Genomic DNA, 18577 nt, shown 5'->3' on the forward strand with positions numbered 1-18577 from the left:
TCGCCGGCGATGTTGATGTTGGCCACGGCGTTCTCGAACCGGCTCTGCAGGGCGCCGAGGTCGGCGCGCGAGCTGTTGATGGCGTTGATGGCCTTGTCGATGACCTTCAGAGCCACCTGGGTGTCGCCAAAGGTGTTGATGTTGATGTCGTCGAGCGACACGGCCGTTCCCGGAGGGGCGGTGTCGCCAGGGTCGCCGGTGGCGGCGGCGGTGAAGGCGGCACCGAAGTCAGCCGCCACCAGGTCACGATCAGAGAAGACCTCGTAGCCGCCAGCGGACAGGGCGCGTGCAAAGACACCCGTCTCGCCCGACTTGGCATTGATGGCGTCGATCACCTGGGTCGTGCGTTCGGCGGCGGTGGTGGATGCGCCGATGCCACCGAGGGCGATGTCGGCACCCGCTGCGTTCTTGATGGTCCAGCCGGTGGTTCCCGCCGGGATGGCAGCGTTGGCTGCAGTGCTGGGGGCCGCCACCGTGGCCGTGAAGAACTCAGTGGCACTCAGCGTGCCGAGGCTGGACGAGTTGGAGTTGACGATGGAGTCGATGGAGATGCTCTCGCCGGCGTTGGCGCCGACCTGGAAGGTGGCGTTGGCGAAGCTGCCGTCGAGCAGCTTGGTGCCGTTGAAGCTGGTGGTCTTGGCCACGCGGTCGATTTCCGAACGCAGCTGGGTGACTTCGGCCTGGAGGGCCTTGCGGTCATCGCTGTTGTTGGAAGCGTTGGCCGACTGCACGGCGAGTTCGCGCATGCGCTGCAGCATGTCGCCGACCTTGCCCAGGGCGCCTTCGGCGGTCTGGGCCAGCGAGATGCCGTCGTTGGCATTGCGGGCGGCGACGTTGAGGCCGCGGACCTGCGAGTTCATGCGCTCGGAGATGGCCAGGCCGGCGGCATCGTCCTTGGCGGAGTTGACACGCAGGCCGGAGGACAGGCGCTGCATGGAGGTGGCGAGGGCGCCTTGCGATGCGCTCAGGTTGCGCTGAGCGGTCATCGACATCACGTTGGTGTTGATGGTGGTCATGACGGACTCCTGGAAGAGTGGGGATGAAGACAACCGGCTTCAGCGGCCAGGCCACGGAAAGGATGTGTGGCCTGTTGATTGCTGTATCGGTGCGATGTGCTGTTTCTTGAGCCGCAAGCACCTGGGTGCCGCAAGATCAGCCGCTGCTCTTGTTCCAGAGCGTGATCTGTTGAGCCACGTAGGCGTTGAGCGAGTTCATCCGCGAGACCATGGCGTCCATGGCGTTGTACTGGGCCAGATAACGGGCCTCGGCCCGGCTGGCCTTGTCGACCACCCGGTCCATTTCCTTCTCGTTGCGCTGGATGGCGTTGCGCAGCGATGAGGTCCGTGTCGACAGGGTCCCTCCCGAGGCGACCAGACCATCGGCGAAGGCATCCAGCTTGAGGCCGAATCCCTTGAGGGTCGGGTCTTCGCTGGCTGCACCGAACAGACGGCTGAGTTCAGCCGGTCGGTCCATGGCGGCATCCAGTTTGGTGCTGTTGATGGCCATCTTCCCGTCGGCCTTGATCTCGATGCCGATGTCCGAGAGGCGAGAGAACGCGCCGCCAGGTGTTTCGGACCGCACCATGCTGCGCAAGGCGCGCTGCAGACCCACCGCAGTCGAGTCGCCTTGCAACGAGCCCTTGACCTTCGTGTCGGGATCGAACTTGGTCGAACTGGCCAGCATGTCGGCCAGTGCGTTGTAGGCATCCACGAAGCCTTGGACCGACTTGCGCATGCTGTCCTTGTCGATGCCGACCGAGATGTCTGCGGCCGTGGTCGTCGGCTTGAGCAGGTTCAAGGTGATGCCCGGGAGAGCATCCTTCACGGTGTTGCTGCCCGACTCGATGGTCACGCCGTTGACCTTGGCCACTGCATTCGTGCCTGCCTGGGTCAGGCTCATGCCGGACCCCGAGAGGCTGGTGAAGGCCAGTCGCCCCAGATCCTTGCCGTCCGTGGCGTTGGTGTCGGTCGCACTCACCTGGTAACCCAGGGCTTCACCTGTGTCCTTCGAGCGCATGAGCAGTCGCTCGCCCGAGGCATCCCGAAGCACAGTGGCCGTCACGCCCGCATTGGCGGCATTGATCTGTGCCGCGATGTCGGTGAGCTTGTCCTTGCCCTCGGTCACCTCAAGGGTGATGGGGGTGGCGGTGCCCGCCGCGAAGGTGCCGCTGCTCCAGTCCCCCAGGGTGATGGTCAGACTGCCCGTGCCCATGCCGCTGTCCACCGGCACGGCGCTGCTGGCCGTTGACTGGGCCTTCGCCAGCGAGATGACCTCCAGCGAGAGCGCTGTGGGTGCAGTGCCTTCGGCCACAGAGACCGTCACCGATTCGGGCTGCGAAGAGCTCGCCTTGACCTGGGTGAAGGTGTTGGCTGCCGCCAGCTTGGCTCCGGCGTCACCCAGGGTGTTGACCATGGATGTGATGGTGCCGAACACCGAGAGCTTGGCCTGAAAGCCGTTGGCATCCTTCTGCAGCTGGGTGAGCGGCGCACGCTCCAGCGCCACCAGCTGAGAGACGATGCCCTTGATGTCGATACCGCTGGCGAGTCCAGGGGAAGAGATGGCCATGCGGTAGCTCCTTCAGTTGATCACGAACGCAGCAGCGACAGCACGCCCTGCGGAACCTGGTTGGCCTGGGCCACCATGGCGGTGCCGGCCTGCTGCAGGATCTGGGCGCGCGACAGGGCGGCGGTTTCCTTGGCGAAGTCGGCATCCACGATGCGGCCACGGGCAGCGGATATGTTCTCGCCGGCGATGTTGATGTTGGCCACGGCGTTCTCGAACCGGCTCTGCAGGGCGCCGAGGTCGGCGCGCGAGCTGTTGATGGCGTTGATGGCCTTGTCGATCACCTTCATGGACAGCTGGGCATCACCGAAGCTGGTGATGTTGATGTCATCCAGTGCGATCGCCGAGGCGGGCGGTGCGGTGTCGCCGGGGGCGCCGGTGGTGCCGGCGGTGAAGGCGGCACCGAAGGTGGTGGCAGCCGTCAGATCGCGATCGGAGAAGACCTCGTAGCCCGTGACGGCGCCAGCGGTATAGACCGGGCGGGCGAACACACCGGTGTCCGAGGACTTGGCGTTGATGGCGTCGATCACCTGGCTGGTGCGCTGCACTGCGGTCGTGGCCTCCGCAATCGGCCCGAGGTTGACGGCGGTACCGGCTGCGGTGGTGATGGTCCAGCCGGCGGTGCCGGCCGGAATGGCCGCCAGGGGCAGTGCGCCGGTGGCATTGACCGTGGACGATACGAACATTTCCGTGGCCGACAGCGTACCCAGGTTGGCCGAGTTGGCGTTGACGATGGAGTCGATCGAGATGCCTTCACCTGCATTGGCGCCCACCTGGAAGGTGGCATTGGCGAAGGTGCCGTCGAGCAGTTTGGTGCCGTTGAAACTGGTGGTCTTGGCCACGCGGTCGATCTCTTGGCGCAGCTGGGTCACTTCTGCATTGAGCGCTGCGCGGTCATCGTTGTTGTTCGAGGCGTTGGCCGCCTGCACCGCCAGTTCGCGCATGCGCTGCAGCATGTCGCCCACCTTGCCCAGGGCGCCTTCGGCCACCTGGGCCAGCGAGATGCCGTCGTTGGCATTGCGGGCCGCCACGTTGAGGCCGCGCACCTGCGTGTTCATGCGCTCGGAAATGGCCAGGCCGGCGGCGTCGTCCTTGGCGGAATTGACGCGCAGGCCGGAAGACAGGCGCTGCATGGACGTGGCCAGTGCGCCCTGCGACGAGCTCAGGTTGCGCTGAGCGTTCATCGACATGATGTTGGTGTTGATCGTGGTCATGACTAACTCCTGAAAGGGTTGTGAGAAGGTGACCCGGTTCCCTGCACCTCGGGCCTCACCGCCACTGCTCGCCGCCCTGAGGGCCGGACGACGAACCCCTTTCAGCGAAGTTCGTTGAGTCAATTTCGGTGATGAGGGTGAATTCTTGAGATTTGGCGGACGGGCAGCGCGTGGATAAGCGGCTGCGCAGCCCGCCAATTCGGTGCTTTGCGCGCCTCGGCCGTCGCAGAGGCGGGACCGGTTTGAGAACCAAAGATGTAGGCGTCTGGATGACACGCTGTGAGGGCTTTGCCGACGCGTCGAACAGCCGTTTACCGATTCAAGTTTCTTTACCGGTCGACACAATTACTCACATCGGGACAGCAGTTGTTGCAAGACACCGCCCACCCCACCACCGAGATTCAAGGAGCACGACATGGACAGCGAACAACTTCTGGCAGAGATCCGCGAAGCCAACCTCACCTACCTGATGCTGGCCCAGAACCTGATCCGCAAGGACCGTGCTGAAGCCCTCTACCGCCTGGGCCTGACCGAGGAAGCCGCCGACCTGCTGGCCATGCTGACCCCGGCCCAGCTGCTCAAGATCGCCTCCACCAACATGCTGCTGTGCCGCTTCCGGGTGGACGACGACATGGTCTGGAACCTGCTGACCAACCACAACGTGAAGAAGGTGGAGAACAGCACCACCACCCAGCTGCACGCCTCCATCCTGATGGCCGGCAAGTTCGCCGAGAGCATGTCCACCGCCGCTGCCCACTGAGCCGCACCCTCCGCAGCAACCGCAGACAGGAGAATCCCATGGCCACCCCGAAAAGCATCCTCAATGAATCGCGCGACATCGAGCGCGCCGTGGCCCTGATCCAGCTGGGCGCCCGCCTGCAGGTGCTGGAGTACGAGACCAGCCTGTCGTACGAGCGGCTGCTGCGCCTGTACAAGGAAGTGGCCGGCAAGAGCCCGTCCAAGGGCCAGCTGCCCTTCTCCACCGACTGGTTCCTGACCTGGCAGCCCAACATCCACGCCTCGCTGTTCCTCAACATCCACGAGTACCTCTCCAAGACCAGCGAGCTCGAGGAGATCGACACCGTCATCAAGGCCTTCCGCCTGTACAGCGAGCAGATGACGGCCAGCGCCATCGAGCCGCTGCTGTCCATCACCCGTGCCTGGCGCCTGGTGAAGTTCGTGGACAACGGCATGCTGACCCTGACCAAGTGCTCCTGCTGCGGCGGTCACTTCGTGACCGAGCCCTACGAGAACGCCCGCCAGTTCGTCTGTGGCCTGTGCCAGCCGCCGGCCCGCGCCGGCAAGGGCAGCAGCCAGGGCGGCCTGCGCCTGCACTGAACCCGATTCCCCTTCAAAGCCCGAATAAGCCCCCCAACGGGGGCTTTTTTGCGTTCATGTCCGATCGGGTTCTGGCCGATAGTCATTGCATCGCACCGCCTCTGCGCGCGCTTCACCCATACAACAGACAGGTCCTCCGCCATGTTCGTGATCATCGGTTTCCTGTTCTCGATGGCCTGCATCTTCGGGGTGTACATCGGCCACGGGGGCAACATCGGCGTGGTGCTCAAGGCACTCCCCTTCGAGATGACCACCATCCTCGGGGCTGCCCTGGGCGCCTTCCTCATCAACAACCAGATGAAGGTGGTCAAGGCCGCCTTCAAGGGCATGGCCGGCTGCTTCAAGGGCAGCCACTTCACCAAGGACCGCTACATGCAGCTGCTGGCGCTGCAGTACGACCTGCTGCAGAAGGCCCGCAAGGAAGGCCTGATGGCCATCGAGCAGGACGTGGAGAACCCGGACCAGTCGCCGGTGTTCAAGAAGTACCCCACCATCGCCTCGGACCACCATGTGGTCGAGTTCATCACCGACTACCTGCGCATGATGGTCTCGGGCAACCTCAATGCCCACGAGATCGAGGCCCTGATGGATGCCGAGATCGAGACCCACCACCAGGAGGCCCATGCCCCGGTGGCGGCCGTCGGTCGCCTGGCCGGTGGCCTGCCGGCCTTCGGCATCGTGGCCGCCGTGCTGGGCGTGGTCAACACCATGGGCTCGGTGGGTCAGCCGCCGGCGGTGCTGGGCGGCATGATCGCCTCCGCCCTGGTCGGTACCTTCCTGGGCATCCTGCTGGCCTACGGCGTGTTCGAACCCATCGGCGGCCTGATGGAGCAGAAGGTCGAGGAAAGCGGCAAGGAATTCCAGTGCATCAAGACCACGCTGCTGGCCAGCATGCAGGGCTACTCGCCGGCCACCGCCATCGAGTTCGGCCGCAAGGTGCTGTTCTCCGACGTGCGCCCGAGCTTCAGCGAGCTCGAAGGCCACGTGAAAGGCAAGAAGGCATGAGCCACCTGAGCCCGGCAGGAGGCTGACATGGCCAACGGCAAGCAGCTCCAGCCCATCATCATCAAGCGCATCAAGAAGGGCGGCCATGCCGCTCACGGTGGCGCCTGGAAGATCGCCTACGCCGACTTCGTGACGGCCATGATGGCGTTCTTCCTGCTCATGTGGCTGCTCGGCTCCACCGCCAAGGGCGAACTGCAGGGCATCGCCGAGTACTTCCAGAACCCGATCAAGGTCTCGCTCATGGGCGGCACCGGCACCGGCAACAGCGACAGCATCCTGCCCGGTGGTGGCCGCGATCTGTCGAAGCAGGCGGGCCAGGTCGACAGCGGCGACGCCGAGCGCGCCGCCAAGATGATGGGCGCCCAGATGGCCCGTGCCGACGACGTCAAGCGCGAGCGGCTGCGCCAGGAACAGGCCCGGCTGGACGATCTGGAGAACAGCATCCGCAACCTCATCGAGAGCAAGGCCGAGCTGGCCGCCTTCAAGGACCAGATCCAGCTGCAGAAGACGCCGGACGGCCTGAGCATCCTGATCGTGGACAACCAGAACCGGCCGATGTTCGACACCGGCAGCGCCCTGGTCAAACCCCACATGCGGGAGATCCTGCAGACCATCGGCAAGGCCATGGGCAAGGTGGAGAACCGCATCACGCTGTCCGGCCACACCGACGCCACGCCCTATGGCAACGGCGACCGGGGCTACAGCAACTGGGAGCTCTCGGCCGACCGCGCCAACGCCACCCGCCGCGAACTGGTGGCCGGCGGACTGCCCGACGACAAGCTGGTGCGGGTGGAAGGCCTGGCATCGAGCCGCCTGCTGTTTCCGGCCCGCCCCAACGACCCGGCCAACCGCCGCATCAGCATCGTCATCATGACCCGCGAGGCCGAGGAGCGCATGCTGCCGGCCCCAGGTGCCCCTCAGCCCGTCAAGGCCGAGCCCGATGCCGCGGCCGCCGCGCCGGCGGTGACCACCTCGCAGGCGCCGGCCACCGGCCCGGTGGTGGTGCCGCCGCGGCCCGCGCTACAGATTCCCGTCGATATGACGAAAACCCAGGCAACGCCGCGTCCCTGAACGCAGCCACCACACCCACAGCCAGCGGAGGCTCTGCATGTCCACGCCGATGAAATTCCTGATCGTTGACGACTTCTCCACCATGCGCCGCATCGTGCGCAACCTGCTCAAGGAGATCGGCCATGCCGACGCCGACGAGGCCGAGGACGGTGCGATCGCCCTGAGCAAGCTCAAGGCGGGCAACTTCAACTTCGTGGTGACCGACATCAACATGCCCAACATGAACGGGTTCGAGCTGCTGTCGGCCATCAAGCAGGACGAGAAGCTCAAGCACCTGCCGGTGCTCATGGTCACGGCCGAGGCCCGCAAGGAAGACATCGTGATGGCCGCGCAGAACGGTGCGGCCGGCTACATCGTCAAGCCCTTCACCAAGGCCACCCTCGAAGAGAAGCTCGCGAACATCTTCAAGAAACTCGGCCTGTGAAGGAGTAGAGCCATGACGCCAACCCCTGAAACCCAGGCCGCCCCGACCAGCCAGGTCGGCAACAACGAGATGTTCCAGCAGCTCGGTGCCATCACGCGCCAGCTGCACGATGCGCTCAAGGAACTGGGCTACACCGACAAGCTCAAGGGCACGGTCGATCAGCTGCCCGATGCACAGAGCCGGCTGTCCTACATCGCGCGGCTCACCGGCGAGGCCGCCGAGAAGGTGCTCAGCCAGGTCGAGCAGGCCAAGTCCGAGCAGGAGCAGCTCATGCAGCGCGGCCGCGATCTGGCCGACACCATCCGCCGCGTGCCGGGCCTGCGCCACGCCATGCCCGAACTCATGGAATGGTCGACCGATGTGGTGGCCCTGAGCGAGAAGACCGATGGCCGCCTGACCGAGATCATGATGGCCCAGGACTTCCACGACCTCACCGGTCAGGTGATCGCCCGGGTGGTTCAGCTGGCCGGCACCATCGAGGAACAGCTGCTGGGCCTGCTGCTGCAGAGCGCCCCGGCCGGTCAGCCCGGCCAGGACGCGTCGTGCGAGGCCCTGGCCGGCCCGGTGGTCAACGCCGACGGCCGTACCGATGTGGTGACCGACCAGAAGGGCGTGGACGACCTGCTGGCCAGCCTGGGGTTCTGAGACTCCCGGCCGGGAGACCTCTTCGGGGGCGCATCCATCGGCCCCTGGATGGATGTCAGGTGCGTCCGCGGGGGCGGGACGTCAGCAGGCTGTGCCGCGCGGTCCTCATGGCCACTGCCTGTGCACGGGACACCACCGGCAGATCCCGCCAGCGGGTCTGGGGCGTCAGCGCCCACCGGGCCACTTCCTCGATCAGCTCGTACGGCAGCCACAGATCCGTACCCGGGGCAAAGATCTCGCGCAGACCGGCGGCGTACACCATTCTGTTGCGTCGTTCGATCCCGGCTTGCCAGGGTTGGAGCAGCGGCTCCAGCGCGTTGCGCAGGGTCAATCCGTCCTGGCTCCCGGTGTCCAGATCCAGCACCAGGTCCTGCGATGCCGTCACCGCCGCGGCCAGCGCCTTGACGTCGGGATGGCTGGACGTGATGAGATCGGCCGGTCGGATCCCGTTGTACAGGCAGGTGCATTCGATCTGCAGCCGGTGCAGGCGCGGACTCTGTTGCACCAGTCGGGTGACCAGCCGCACCAGCCGGGTCAGGTCTGCCGTGTCCAGATGATCCTGGCCGGCGGTTCGCACATGCAGCTTCACCGACCTCAGACCCTTCACCCGATGGTCTGATGGGGCGCTGCGGGCCGGCGTGTCCGATCCCACATCAATGAACAGGCCCAGCACCGGGATCAGATCCGGCACCGGTTGGGCATGCAGCACGAGGTCAAGCGGTGCCGTCCGCCGTTGCAGGGCCTGATGCAGCGGGTGTCCCGGCCTGAGCGGCTGTGCCGTGTCGGTCATGCGCCTACCGTCCTGGAGGTAACGCATGTCCAGCGACCGTGAGTGCGGTGATTCCACCAGGGCAGCGGTCAGCGCCAGCAGACCCTGCCATTGCTCGTTGGATGCCAGCCGGGTGTCGAGCGTGAAGTGCTCCCATGGCAGCCCCGATGGGGTGGCATGTGCCTTTTGAGCCAGCGCATGGAAGAGGTCGGTCAGGATGGAATGGTCGCTTTGGCGCGAGTCCGCAAGGCGCAGGGTCTGCAGGCGCAGGGAGGCCAGCCGGTCGGCCAGCGCGTGAACCCCTGTCGGTGACGCTTCATCGGGGAGAACCAATGAGAGCCGGTCCAGACGGGGTAGTGCACCGAGCAGCTGCGCAAAGCCGGGTGTGACGCAGTGCCTGTTGTCGTCCCAGGGATCCCTGCTGTCATTCGTCTCCACCGACAGACTCACCAGGTTGGATGACTGGGTCTTCAGGCAGTCGATCACTTCGTCCAGGGCCCCTTCGTTCAGGCCCAGCCTCCAGAGTGTCAGGTGTTTCACGCCCTTGTGGGTGAACAGCCTGGAGAGATGGGCCGTCTCCAGAGGACTGTCTCGGTTGTTGACCAGGGACAGGTCCACCCCGGGGCCATCGGTGGGCAGGTTCTGCAGCAGCAGATCCACATGGTGGTCCAGCCCTCCTTGGTGGGCGAGGGCAGCGCTTTCAAGCCGCAAGGCTTGATCGGGTGCCATGACCAGCAGGCACCGAAGCAGCTCCTGGAGCTGGTCCCGCAGGGGGCCTTGCGCGTCGCCGAGCCGCCTCAACACGGCCACCCGGGCCGTTTGCAGCCAGGTCGGGTGCGGCGGGAAGTTCCTTATCGCCTCGAAGACCTCGGCCAGGAACTGATCCTGATGAATCATCAGGTCGAAGACCAGGACACAAGCCCGTATGCGGGCCCCGGCGGGATGCGTGGCGTCCAGATCGGGGGTGGCGAAAGCGTCGCTGATGCTGCGCGCCTGCGCCTTGACGGGTTCGATCTTGCGTACCGCCTCCCGGTGCCAGTGCTCATGGGCCGTCTGGTAGCACTGGGCTGCTGAAGTCGCCCTGACCAGCGCTGCTGCGGCCTCGCGGGCCTGCACCATGGCGGGGATGAGGTTCAGGGAGCCATCGTAGGCGGGCAGAGCGGCCTGCAGCGCGACCAGATCGGTCAGGTGGGCCATCAGCTGCCGCACATGGTCGGTGGCATAGGGCTCGGCACTTCGCCCACGGAGTTCCTTCAGGGCGGTTGACAGGCTGGTTTCCGAGGGCTTTTCAAGGGCCAGGACCGTCGCACTCAGGTAGATCTTGTCCAGGGTGCAGTCGTACGCAGACCGGGCCGCCTTGCAGTAGGTGTGGACCATCCGGTGCAGCGTGGTGGTTGCGGCCGAGTGGTGCGGCAGTGGCAGCGGTGGCAAGGCCTCCATGAACTGCACCAGGTTCCGGGCGGCCACATGGCACACACCATACCGCGATGTGGTGTCGCTCAGGTCGTGGGGATCCGAGGGCGCCCTGGTGTGCTCCTGTCGTGCGACCAGGTCTGGCCAGGCCTTGGTCAGGATGCCCAGCAGATGGGCGGCACTGGCCATGGCCGTGTCCAGTGGCGACGCTGCAGGCTCCACGCCCGGGAGGGTGGCCGGAACGACCTGCGGGGCAGGCAAGGCCCGCTCGGCGGGGGCTGGCGCCACACAGGACTGGCGCACCAGGGTGTCGCCGATCGGGGTCCCGGGCTGCGCGGGTGTGCGTGGCAGGCGGGCGGGTTCGGGAGAGCGGCTGGAGGTGCGTTTCATGGGCAGGCGGTGAATGCTGTGTCGGGTGGGTGGTGCGTGTCCCCGGATCGTTCCTGCCGCTGGAAGGGCAATCGGCCCAACAGCCGGGTACTTGCCTTGCTGTTTCTCCGAGCAGGGTGGCTGAGGCATCGGAACAATGGAAACCTCTCAGCACCTCCACAGGCATGTCCGATTCCGCCCAAGACAAAACCCTGCCCGCCACGCCGCAGCGCCTGAAGAAGGCGCGTGACGATGGCCAGGTGGCCCGTTCCAAGGACCTGCTCAATCTGGCGGTGCTGGGCGCCGGGTCGGCGATCCTGATGCTGGCCCTGCCGCTGGCCTTCGGCCTGCTGCGCGACGGCCTGCGCGGGCAGCTGCGGTTCGACAGGGCTGCCGTGGTGGCGCCCGAACAGGGGCTGCAACGCGCCATGGACGCCTTCGGTCAGGGCCTGGTGCTGTTCCTGCCGCTGGGCGTGGTGCTGCTGGTGTTCGTGCTGGCCGTGGCCTTTGCCTCGGGCAGCTGGACCTTGTCCACCAAACCCATCACCCCCGACCTCTCCCGCATCAACCCGCTGTCGGGTTTCGGTCGCCTGTTCTCCAAGCAGCAGCTGGTGGAAACCGCCAAGCTGTCGGTCATCACCCTGATCGTGGGCGCCGTGGGCTGGCAGTTCCTGTCGTCCCACCTGGGCGATTTCAGCTCGCTGGTCATGCAGCCGCTGGAATCCGGCATCGGTCAGCTGGGCCGCTGGATGATGGCCGGCGTGGCCGGGCTGATGGTGACGGTGGCGGTGGTGGCCGCCATCGACTTCCCCGTGCAGAAGTTCCTGCACAAGCAGCAGCTGCGCATGTCGCACGAGGAGGTCAAGCGGGAACACAAGGAAAGCGAAGGCGATCCGCACCTCAAGGGCAAGCGCCGCGCCCGGGCCCGCGAGATCGCCCAGCGCATGAGCATCAAGGCCGTGCCCAAGGCCGACCTGGTGGTCATGAACCCCACCCACTATGCCGTGGCCCTGCGCTACGACGAAGCCACCATGGCCGCCCCGCGTGTGGTGGCCAAGGGCTCGGACATGCTGGCCCTGAAGATCCGCGATGTGGCCAAGGACGCCAAGGTGCCGGTGCTGCAGTCCCCGATGCTGGCCCGCGCCCTTTACGCCCATGCCGAGATCGACCAGGAAATTCCCTCGGCCCTCTACACCGCCGTGGCCCAGGTGCTGGCCTATGTGTACCAGCTCAAGGCCGCGCTGCGGGGCGAGGGCGTGATGCCCGCCGAGCCGGTGCCGCAGGTGCCGCAGGAGCTGGACCCGCATTACCGCAAGCCGGCATCGGCCGGCACCTGATCGGCCTGCATCCGCTCGCCGATCGCCCGGCGCAGTGCGGTCTGCGGGTGCTCGGGCAGCCGGGGCATGGCGTCCGGGCGTCGGGCGTTCTCCCGGCGGACCTGTTCGTTGTAACGGTCGACGAAGGCGGTGAACTGCCGGCGCGAGAGTGCCGGCAGGGTGGTCACCGGATCGGGGCCGGAGGCCTGGATGTCCGCGACCAGCCGTCGGCCCAGTTCGGCCGGCAGATGCATGCCCTGGCCGCCCAGCGGATGCAGGAATCCGAAGCAGACATCGAGGGAGCGCGTCTGCAGTTCGACGTGCAGGGCGCGGGCATGCACCTGTTGCAGGCAGGGCTGCAGCAGGTCCGGTACCGGCGTGAGCAGCAGGCCGTCGAAGGTGAGCGACGTCAGGTGGGTGAGCTCCAGTGTCCGGGCCACCCCGGTCAGCGTGGTGGCCGCCAGCGCGGGCGCGGCGCGGGGGTGGTCCGCGTGGTCGTCCATCCAGGCAGGCACCGGGTCCAGGGTGACGGTCAGTGCGTCCAGCCGGCCCAGCCGCGCCACCCAGGCCATGAGGCCCTGCAGAAAGCCCTCCAGCCCGGGGTGCTGGCCCGACACCGGCATGACCGCCTCCAGGGTGGGTCGGTAGGCGATGCTCAGCGCGCGCACACAGTGGATGCCACCCGCGACCGGACTGTCGGCCGGACCGGGTTCCGTCAGGCGGGTGCCGGGTCTGGCAGGGTGCCCGGTGACGCCGCCCATCAGCAGGTTCAGCGCCGCGATGTCGGTCGAATCCAGTACCAGATGCAGCGGAACGCTTCGCCGCGACAGGCCCTCGGCCAGTGCCCGGGCCATGCCGTAGGCCGCGCTGCTGCACGCATCGGCAGTCTGCTCGGGCGGAGTGGGGTCCTCGTCGCCCACGAAAAAATCGGGCAGGGCGAGCGTGTGCCGATCGGCATCGCCCATGTCCTGATCGTGGATGAAGAAGTCCTTGAGGGTGAGCGTGCGCAGGCCGGGTTGGGCCAGACAGCGCACAAGCACCACGGTGAGTTCCGTGATCTCGCGGGTGTCGTGCGGCGTCAGCCCCATGAACGACACGGTCAGCGCACCCCAGGTGGGCACATGCCCGCCGGTGAGGCTGCGCCGCAGGGCCTCCATGAAGGGACCGAAATCCTCCAGCACGATCCCGTCCAGTGGCTTGTCCAGCAGCACGCCGGCAAGCCGGAGAGCCGCAGGGCCCTGGTGGTCCATGGGGCCGGGCCCGCTGCCGCCGGTGCCCAGCGCCAGCCGGCGGAGCGATCCGAGTGCTTCGATCAGGTCCGCCAGGCCGGGGTCCAGCAGGCACTCGATGTCGTCGCTGCAGTGGAGCGAGGTCAGCGCCGAGGGCGTGGTCCGGACCGCCTGCACCACGCTGGCCAGCTGGTCGCTGCTGAGCTCCAGATCGGTCAGGGACAGGGTGTGCAGTGTCGGGTGGGTGAACAGGGTGGTCAGTGCCTCGACCGGTACCTGGTCCGGCAGCGAGCCGCTCAGCTCGATGGGGGGCGAGGGCATGTCGTCCGGCAGGGCATCGACCAGTGTGCAGACCGTCTCGACCCGGGTCGAGGCGTCCATGTGCATGCGCAGGGGCAGCTCAGGTCTCACCGCCAGAAAGAAGCACAGGGACTCGTCGTCCCCCGCCTGCAGGGCTGCATGCCGGGCTGCCGTGATGACCTCGTCGGGGGTGTCGTCCGTGATGAAGTCCTCCAGGGAGGTCCCCGGCGGCTGCAGTGCGGTGGACACGGTGGCTGTGGCGTGGTCGGGTGACCGTTGCGGGGATGGTGTGAGCGCGGAGGACGTGCGTTTCATGCGGGCGTTCCTATCGAGGGGGCAGCGGAAGGGCCGGAGCCCGTGGGTACGCAGGGCGGGGCCGCCTGTTCCGTGGCCGCCGAAACCTTGACGAATTGGTCACGACTCAACACCCGTCCGGCGCGCCGTGATGGGGGGCAACGCCGGGGTCGGCCGTCGTCCGCCCGCACAGCGTCCGATCTGGCCGTTTTCCCCCTGCTTTTCCCGCGATCGCCAACCCTCAAGATTTTCACAATCGCTGCATGAACGCTCTCGAGCCCCTGCAGCAATGGTTCCGCCGCAATGCCGGCTGGGCCGGTGGCCTGGCCGCCCCCATGCTGGTGATCACCATCCTGTCCATGATGGTGCTGCCCCTGCCGCCCTGGCTGCTGGACACCTTCTTCACCCTCAACATCGCGCTCGCCCTGATCGTGATGATGGTGGCCGCCTACATGAAGCGGCCGCTGGACTTCTCGGTGTTTCCCACGGTGCTGCTGCTCACCACGCTGCTGCGCCTGTCGCTCAACGTGGCCTCCACCCGGGTGGTGCTGCTCGAAGGCCACACCGGCCCGGGCGCCGCCGGCGCGGTGATCGAGGCCTTCGGCCACTTCCTCATCGGGGGCAACTTCGCGGTCGGTTTCGTGGTGTTCATCATCCTGGTGGTGATCAACTTCGTGGTGATCACCAAGGGCTCGGAGCGCATTGCCGAGGTGTCGGCCCGCTTCACCCTGGACGCCATGCCCGGCAAGCAGATGGCCATCGATGCCGACCTGGGCGCCGGCCTGATCGACGAGAAGGAGGCCAAGCGCCGCCGCGCCGAGGTGGGCGAGGAGGCCGAGTTCTTCGGCTCCATGGACGGTGCCTCCAAGTTCGTGCGCGGCGATGCGATCGCCGGCATCCTGATCCTGATCATCAACATCGTCGGCGGCCTGATCATCGGCATGGTCCAGCACAACCTGTCGGCCGGCCAGGCCGCCGACAGCTACATCCTGCTGGCCGTGGGCGACGCGCTGGTGGCCCAGATTCCCTCCCTGCTGATCTCGGTGGCCGCCGCCATGGTGGTGTCGCGCGTGGGCAAGGACGAAGACCTGGGTGCCCAGGTGGTGGAACAGATGTTCCTGTCCACCCGGGTGCTGGGCGTGACCGCCGGCGTGCTGTTCCTGCTCGGTGTGATTCCCGGCATGCCGCATGTGTTCTTCCTGGCCTTCGCCGCGCTCACCGGTGGCCTGGCCTGGTGGCGCCACCAGCAGTCGCTCAAGCCGGTGGCCGATGACACCCCGGCCGCCCCGGCCCCCGACGGCGAAGCCACCTGGGACGACCTGCAGCCCATCGACCTGCTGGGCCTGGAACTCGGTTACCGCCTGATCGCCCTGGTGGACAAGACCCGCTCGGGCGACCTGCTGACCCGCATCAAGGGTGTGCGCAAGAAATTCGCCCAGGACGTGGGCTTCCTCCCCCCGCCGGTGCATGTGCGCGACAACCTGGAGCTGCACCCCAGCGCCTACCGCATCACCCTGCGCGGCGTGGTGGTGGGCCAGGGCGAGGTGTTCCCCGGCATGTTCCTGGCCATCGATCCGGGCGGCATCGGCACCCCGCTGATCGGCACCCCCACCACCGACCCCGCCTTCGGCCTGCCCGCGCACTGGATCGACGAGAAGCAGAAGGAGAGCGCGCAAATGGCCGGTTTTACGGTCGTTGATTCCGAGACCGTGCTGGCCACCCATCTCTCACACTTGATGCAAGTCCAGGCCGCGCGGTTGCTCAGCCGGACCGAGACCCAGGACCTGGTCGAACACGTGACCCGCCTGGCCCCCAAGCTCATCGAAGAAGTCGTCCCCAAAATGATCCCGGTCGCCACCTTCCAGAAAGTCCTGCAGCTGCTGCTGGAAGAAGGGGTGCATGTGCGCGACATCCGCACCATCATCGAGGCGATCGCCGAACACGCCCCCAGCGTCACCGACCCGGCCGAACTGGCCCGCCGCGTGCGCCTGGCCCTGGCCCCGGCCATCGTCCAGCAGATCTACGGCCCGGTGAAGGAACTGGAAGTGATCGCCATCGAGCCCGGCCTGGAGCGGCTGCTGATGCAGGCCCTCACCGGCCAGGGCGGCGCCGCGCTGGACCCCGGTGTGGCCGAGATGCTGAGCAAATCCGCCACCGACATCGCCATCCGGCAGGAAGAAAAGGGCGTGCCCGCCTGCCTGCTGGTGCCCGACGCCATCCGCACCGCCATGGCCCGCCTGCTGCGCCGCGCAGCACCTCGACTGCAGGTGCTGGCGCATGGCGAGATTCCTGAAACCCACCTGATCCGCATCGGCCCGATTCTTGGAGAGCTTGCAGCATGAACATCCAGCGATTCCTTGCCCCCACCTCGCGTGAAGCCATGTCCAAGGCCCGCCGGGCCCTGGGCGACAGCGCGGTGATCCTGTCCTCCCGCAACACCGCCGAGGGTTTTGAAGTGATGGCCGCGGCCGAAGAAAGCCTGGCCACCCTGACCGGCGCCGCCCGCGGCCTGCCGCAGCCGGCGGCCCAGCCGGTGGTGCAGCCCGCCCCGCAGGCCCGCAGCGCCGCCCCCGCCAGCCAGTCGGTCGAGAGCGACACCGAAGCCCTGGCCATGAGCACCCTGTCGTTCCAGGACTATGTGCGCGAACGCATGCTGCGCAAGCGCCGCGAGGAAATGGGCGCCGCCGCCGCCCCGGTGCAGGACGCCGCCCGCCCCGCCGAGCGCGCCGCAGCGCAGCCGGTGGCCCGCCCGGTGGCCCAGCCCGCCGCCCCCGCCATCCCGGTGCAGCGCTTCAACGCCCCCAGCGGTCCCATCACCATGGCGCCCGCCCCGCAGCCGATCCGCACCCGCGAAGAAGCGGCCTGGGCCCATTCCGAGCCGGCCCGCTTCCCCAAGGACGAGAACAACCGCATGGCGGTCGAGATCTCGGCCCTGCGCGAAATGATCGAGGAGCGCTTCAACACCCTGGCCTGGATTGGATCCTCGCGCCAGAACCCGATCCAGTCGCAGCTGATGCACAAGCTCATCCGCGCTGGCTACTCGCCCTCCATGGCCCGTGCCGTGCTGGAGCGCGTGCCCACCGAAGCCGGCCCGGCCGAAGCGGTGCGCTGGGTGATGGACGTGCTGACCCGCAACCTCAAGGTGGCAGCGCCGGGCGCCGGCCTGGTGGAAGAGGGCGGTGTGGTGGCCCTGATCGGCGCCACCGGCGTGGGCAAGACCACCACCGCCGCCAAGATGGCCGCCCAGTGCGTCAAGCAGTACGGCGCCGGCAGCGTGGGCCTGATCACCCTGGACACCTACCGCGTCTCCGGTTACGAGCAGCTGCGCACCTATGGCCGCATGCTTGGCGTGGTGGCCCACCTGGCCCACGACCGCGCGGCCCTGAAGGACCTGCTCAACCTGCTCTCGGGCAAGCGCCTGGTCATCATCGACACCGCCGGCCTGGGCCAGCGCGACCAGCGCATCCAGGACATGCTCGACGTGCTCGACCAGCCCGGCATCAAGAAGGTCATGGTGCTCAACGCCGGTGCCCACGGCGACACGCTGGACGAGGTCATGGCCTCGTTCAAGGTCGGCGGCCTGCACGGTGTGGTGATGTCCAAGGTGGACGAAGCCGCCAAGCTCGGCCCGGTGCTCGATGCCCTGATCCGCCACCAGGCGGTGCTGCGCGGCGTGGCCAACGGCCAGCGCGTGCCCGAAGACTGGCAGAACCCCGACGCCGCCGCCCTGGTCCGCCTGTCCATGGGCGCGCAGACCAAGGCCGCCCACGACCCGGTGCCCGACGACCTGGGTTACTACTTTGCCCAGGCCAACAACGCGGCCGGCATCCAGCTCGGAGGCGTCCGTGTTTGAGCCCGGCACCCACCAGGCGGCCGGCCTGCAGGGCGCAGCCCTGTCGGGCAGTGCCCTGCTGATGCCGCTGGCCAGCAGCGCCCGCCCGGCCCAGTCGTACGACTGGCTGTGCGAAGTCGCTGCCCGCCTGAGCGCTGCCGGCCATGCCGTGGCCGTGCTGGACGCCACCGCCGCCGAACAACCCGCCCTGCACCGCACCGGTGGCAGCCGCGATCTGCCCCTGGGCCTGCTGCGGGCCCTCATCGATCCCTCGGTGGTGCAGCTCGAGCGCCCGCTGGACGACGCCGAATGGCTGGTGCTGCCGGCTGCCCTGGGCCTGGAACGGCTGCTCGACACCGCCCGTGCCGGCGGTCCGCGCGCCGCGCTCTCCCGGCTGCTGGCCCCGTTTGCCGCCGACGTGGTGGTGCTGCTGTTCGCGCCTGCGGCCGCCCTGGGCGAGCTGCTGTGCGACACCGGCGCCCACGCCATGGTGCCGGTGGTCGGCCCGGCCCAGGCCGGCCTGGACACCTACGCCGCCGCCAAGCTGCTGCACTTTGCCGGCCTGCAGCCGGTGCTGTGCCCGCTGCAGCAGGACCCAGCCGGCGAGCGCACCACCCTCACCGTGACCGACTGCGCCCGCCGCCACCTGAATGTGGAGTGGTCGGTCTGGAGCGCCGAATCCTGGGTGGCCCGCATTCCGGTGGTGGCCCAGGTGGCACCGAGCCCTGCCCACCCGAACGCCCCTGCCGCAGAGCCCGCCCATGCGCGCGGACCCGGCCGTTTTCTCTGGAGCTGA

The 18577-nt window shown here is 67.5% G+C and carries 15 protein-coding genes; 10 read left to right on the forward strand and 5 right to left on the reverse strand.

Annotated elements, in window-relative coordinates; all coding sequences use genetic code 11:
• From CAP38_RS13475 to CAP38_RS13485, 3 genes are all read right to left on the reverse strand, one after another.
• A partial coding sequence (locus CAP38_RS13475) for a flagellin (protein ID WP_143435833.1) occupies window positions 1-1016 on the reverse strand: 1016 nt, incomplete at its 3' end.
• A gap of 136 nt (window positions 1017-1152) precedes the next feature.
• A complete protein-coding gene (gene fliD / locus CAP38_RS13480) occupies window positions 1153-2565 on the reverse strand; it encodes a flagellar filament capping protein FliD (RefSeq protein ID WP_086121951.1) in 1413 nt (470 codons plus the stop codon).
• 20 nt (window positions 2566-2585) lie between these two features.
• Entirely contained in the window at window positions 2586-3776 is a 1191-nt protein-coding gene (locus tag CAP38_RS13485; protein ID WP_086121952.1) for a flagellin, read from the reverse strand.
• 415 nt (window positions 3777-4191) lie between these two features.
• On the opposite strand from CAP38_RS13485, the gene flhD reads away from it, so the two are divergent.
• From flhD to CAP38_RS13515, 6 genes are all read left to right on the forward strand, one after another.
• On the forward strand, window positions 4192-4536 hold the full coding sequence (gene flhD / locus CAP38_RS13490) for a flagellar transcriptional regulator FlhD (protein ID WP_086121953.1): 345 nt from the start codon (window positions 4192-4194) through the stop codon (window positions 4534-4536).
• 38 nt (window positions 4537-4574) lie between these two features.
• Window positions 4575-5114 carry a flagellar transcriptional regulator FlhC gene (flhC, locus tag CAP38_RS13495; RefSeq protein ID WP_086121954.1) on the forward strand — a complete coding sequence of 180 codons (540 nt, stop codon included), beginning with the start codon at window positions 4575-4577 and terminating at the stop codon, window positions 5112-5114.
• 141 nt (window positions 5115-5255) lie between these two features.
• Window positions 5256-6119 (forward strand): flagellar motor stator protein MotA, encoded by an 864-nt coding sequence (gene motA, locus CAP38_RS13500; protein WP_086121955.1) that lies wholly within the window; start codon window positions 5256-5258, stop codon window positions 6117-6119.
• Window positions 6120-6146: 27 nt separating this feature from the next.
• Window positions 6147-7190: a flagellar motor protein MotB gene (motB, locus tag CAP38_RS13505; RefSeq protein WP_086121956.1), complete on the forward strand. Its 1044-nt coding sequence runs from the start codon at window positions 6147-6149 to the stop codon at window positions 7188-7190.
• 37 nt (window positions 7191-7227) lie between these two features.
• Window positions 7228-7614, forward strand: coding sequence for a chemotaxis response regulator CheY (gene cheY / locus CAP38_RS13510; protein WP_086121957.1), 387 nt, complete (start codon window positions 7228-7230; stop codon window positions 7612-7614).
• 12 nt (window positions 7615-7626) lie between these two features.
• Window positions 7627-8259: a protein phosphatase CheZ gene (locus CAP38_RS13515; protein ID WP_086121958.1), complete on the forward strand. Its 633-nt coding sequence runs from the start codon at window positions 7627-7629 to the stop codon at window positions 8257-8259.
• A gap of 55 nt (window positions 8260-8314) precedes the next feature.
• Here CAP38_RS13515 and CAP38_RS13520 read toward each other — a convergent pair whose 3' ends face one another.
• A complete protein-coding gene (locus CAP38_RS13520; RefSeq protein WP_086121959.1) occupies window positions 8315-10831 on the reverse strand; it encodes a hypothetical protein in 2517 nt (838 codons plus the stop codon).
• A gap of 164 nt (window positions 10832-10995) precedes the next feature.
• Between CAP38_RS13520 and flhB the strand changes: the two genes are divergently transcribed.
• Window positions 10996-12147 (forward strand): flagellar biosynthesis protein FlhB, encoded by a 1152-nt coding sequence (gene flhB, locus CAP38_RS13525; RefSeq protein ID WP_086121960.1) that lies wholly within the window; start codon window positions 10996-10998, stop codon window positions 12145-12147.
• Here flhB and CAP38_RS13530 read toward each other — a convergent pair.
• Window positions 12117-13970: a hypothetical protein gene (locus tag CAP38_RS13530; protein WP_143435834.1), complete on the reverse strand. Its 1854-nt coding sequence runs from the start codon at window positions 13968-13970 to the stop codon at window positions 12117-12119. The genes flhB and CAP38_RS13530 overlap by 31 nt on opposite strands.
• 242 nt (window positions 13971-14212) lie before the next feature.
• Between CAP38_RS13530 and flhA the strand changes: the two genes are divergently transcribed.
• The 3 genes from flhA to CAP38_RS13545 are packed head-to-tail and all read left to right on the forward strand — an operon-like array spanning window position 14213 to window position 18577.
• A complete protein-coding gene (flhA, locus tag CAP38_RS13535) occupies window positions 14213-16291 on the forward strand; it encodes a flagellar biosynthesis protein FlhA (protein ID WP_086121962.1) in 2079 nt (692 codons plus the stop codon).
• On the forward strand, window positions 16288-17802 hold the full coding sequence (gene flhF / locus CAP38_RS13540) for a flagellar biosynthesis protein FlhF (protein WP_086121963.1): 1515 nt from the start codon (window positions 16288-16290) through the stop codon (window positions 17800-17802). Before flhA ends, flhF begins: the two co-directional genes overlap by 4 nt.
• Window positions 17795-18577, forward strand: a complete 783-nt coding sequence (locus tag CAP38_RS13545) for a hypothetical protein (RefSeq protein WP_086121964.1) — start codon at window positions 17795-17797, stop codon at window positions 18575-18577. Before flhF ends, CAP38_RS13545 begins: the two co-directional genes overlap by 8 nt.

It is taken from the genome of Hydrogenophaga sp. IBVHS2 (assembly GCF_002127215.1).
In the GTDB taxonomy this organism is placed as follows: Bacteria; Pseudomonadota; Gammaproteobacteria; order Burkholderiales; family Burkholderiaceae_C; genus Hydrogenophaga.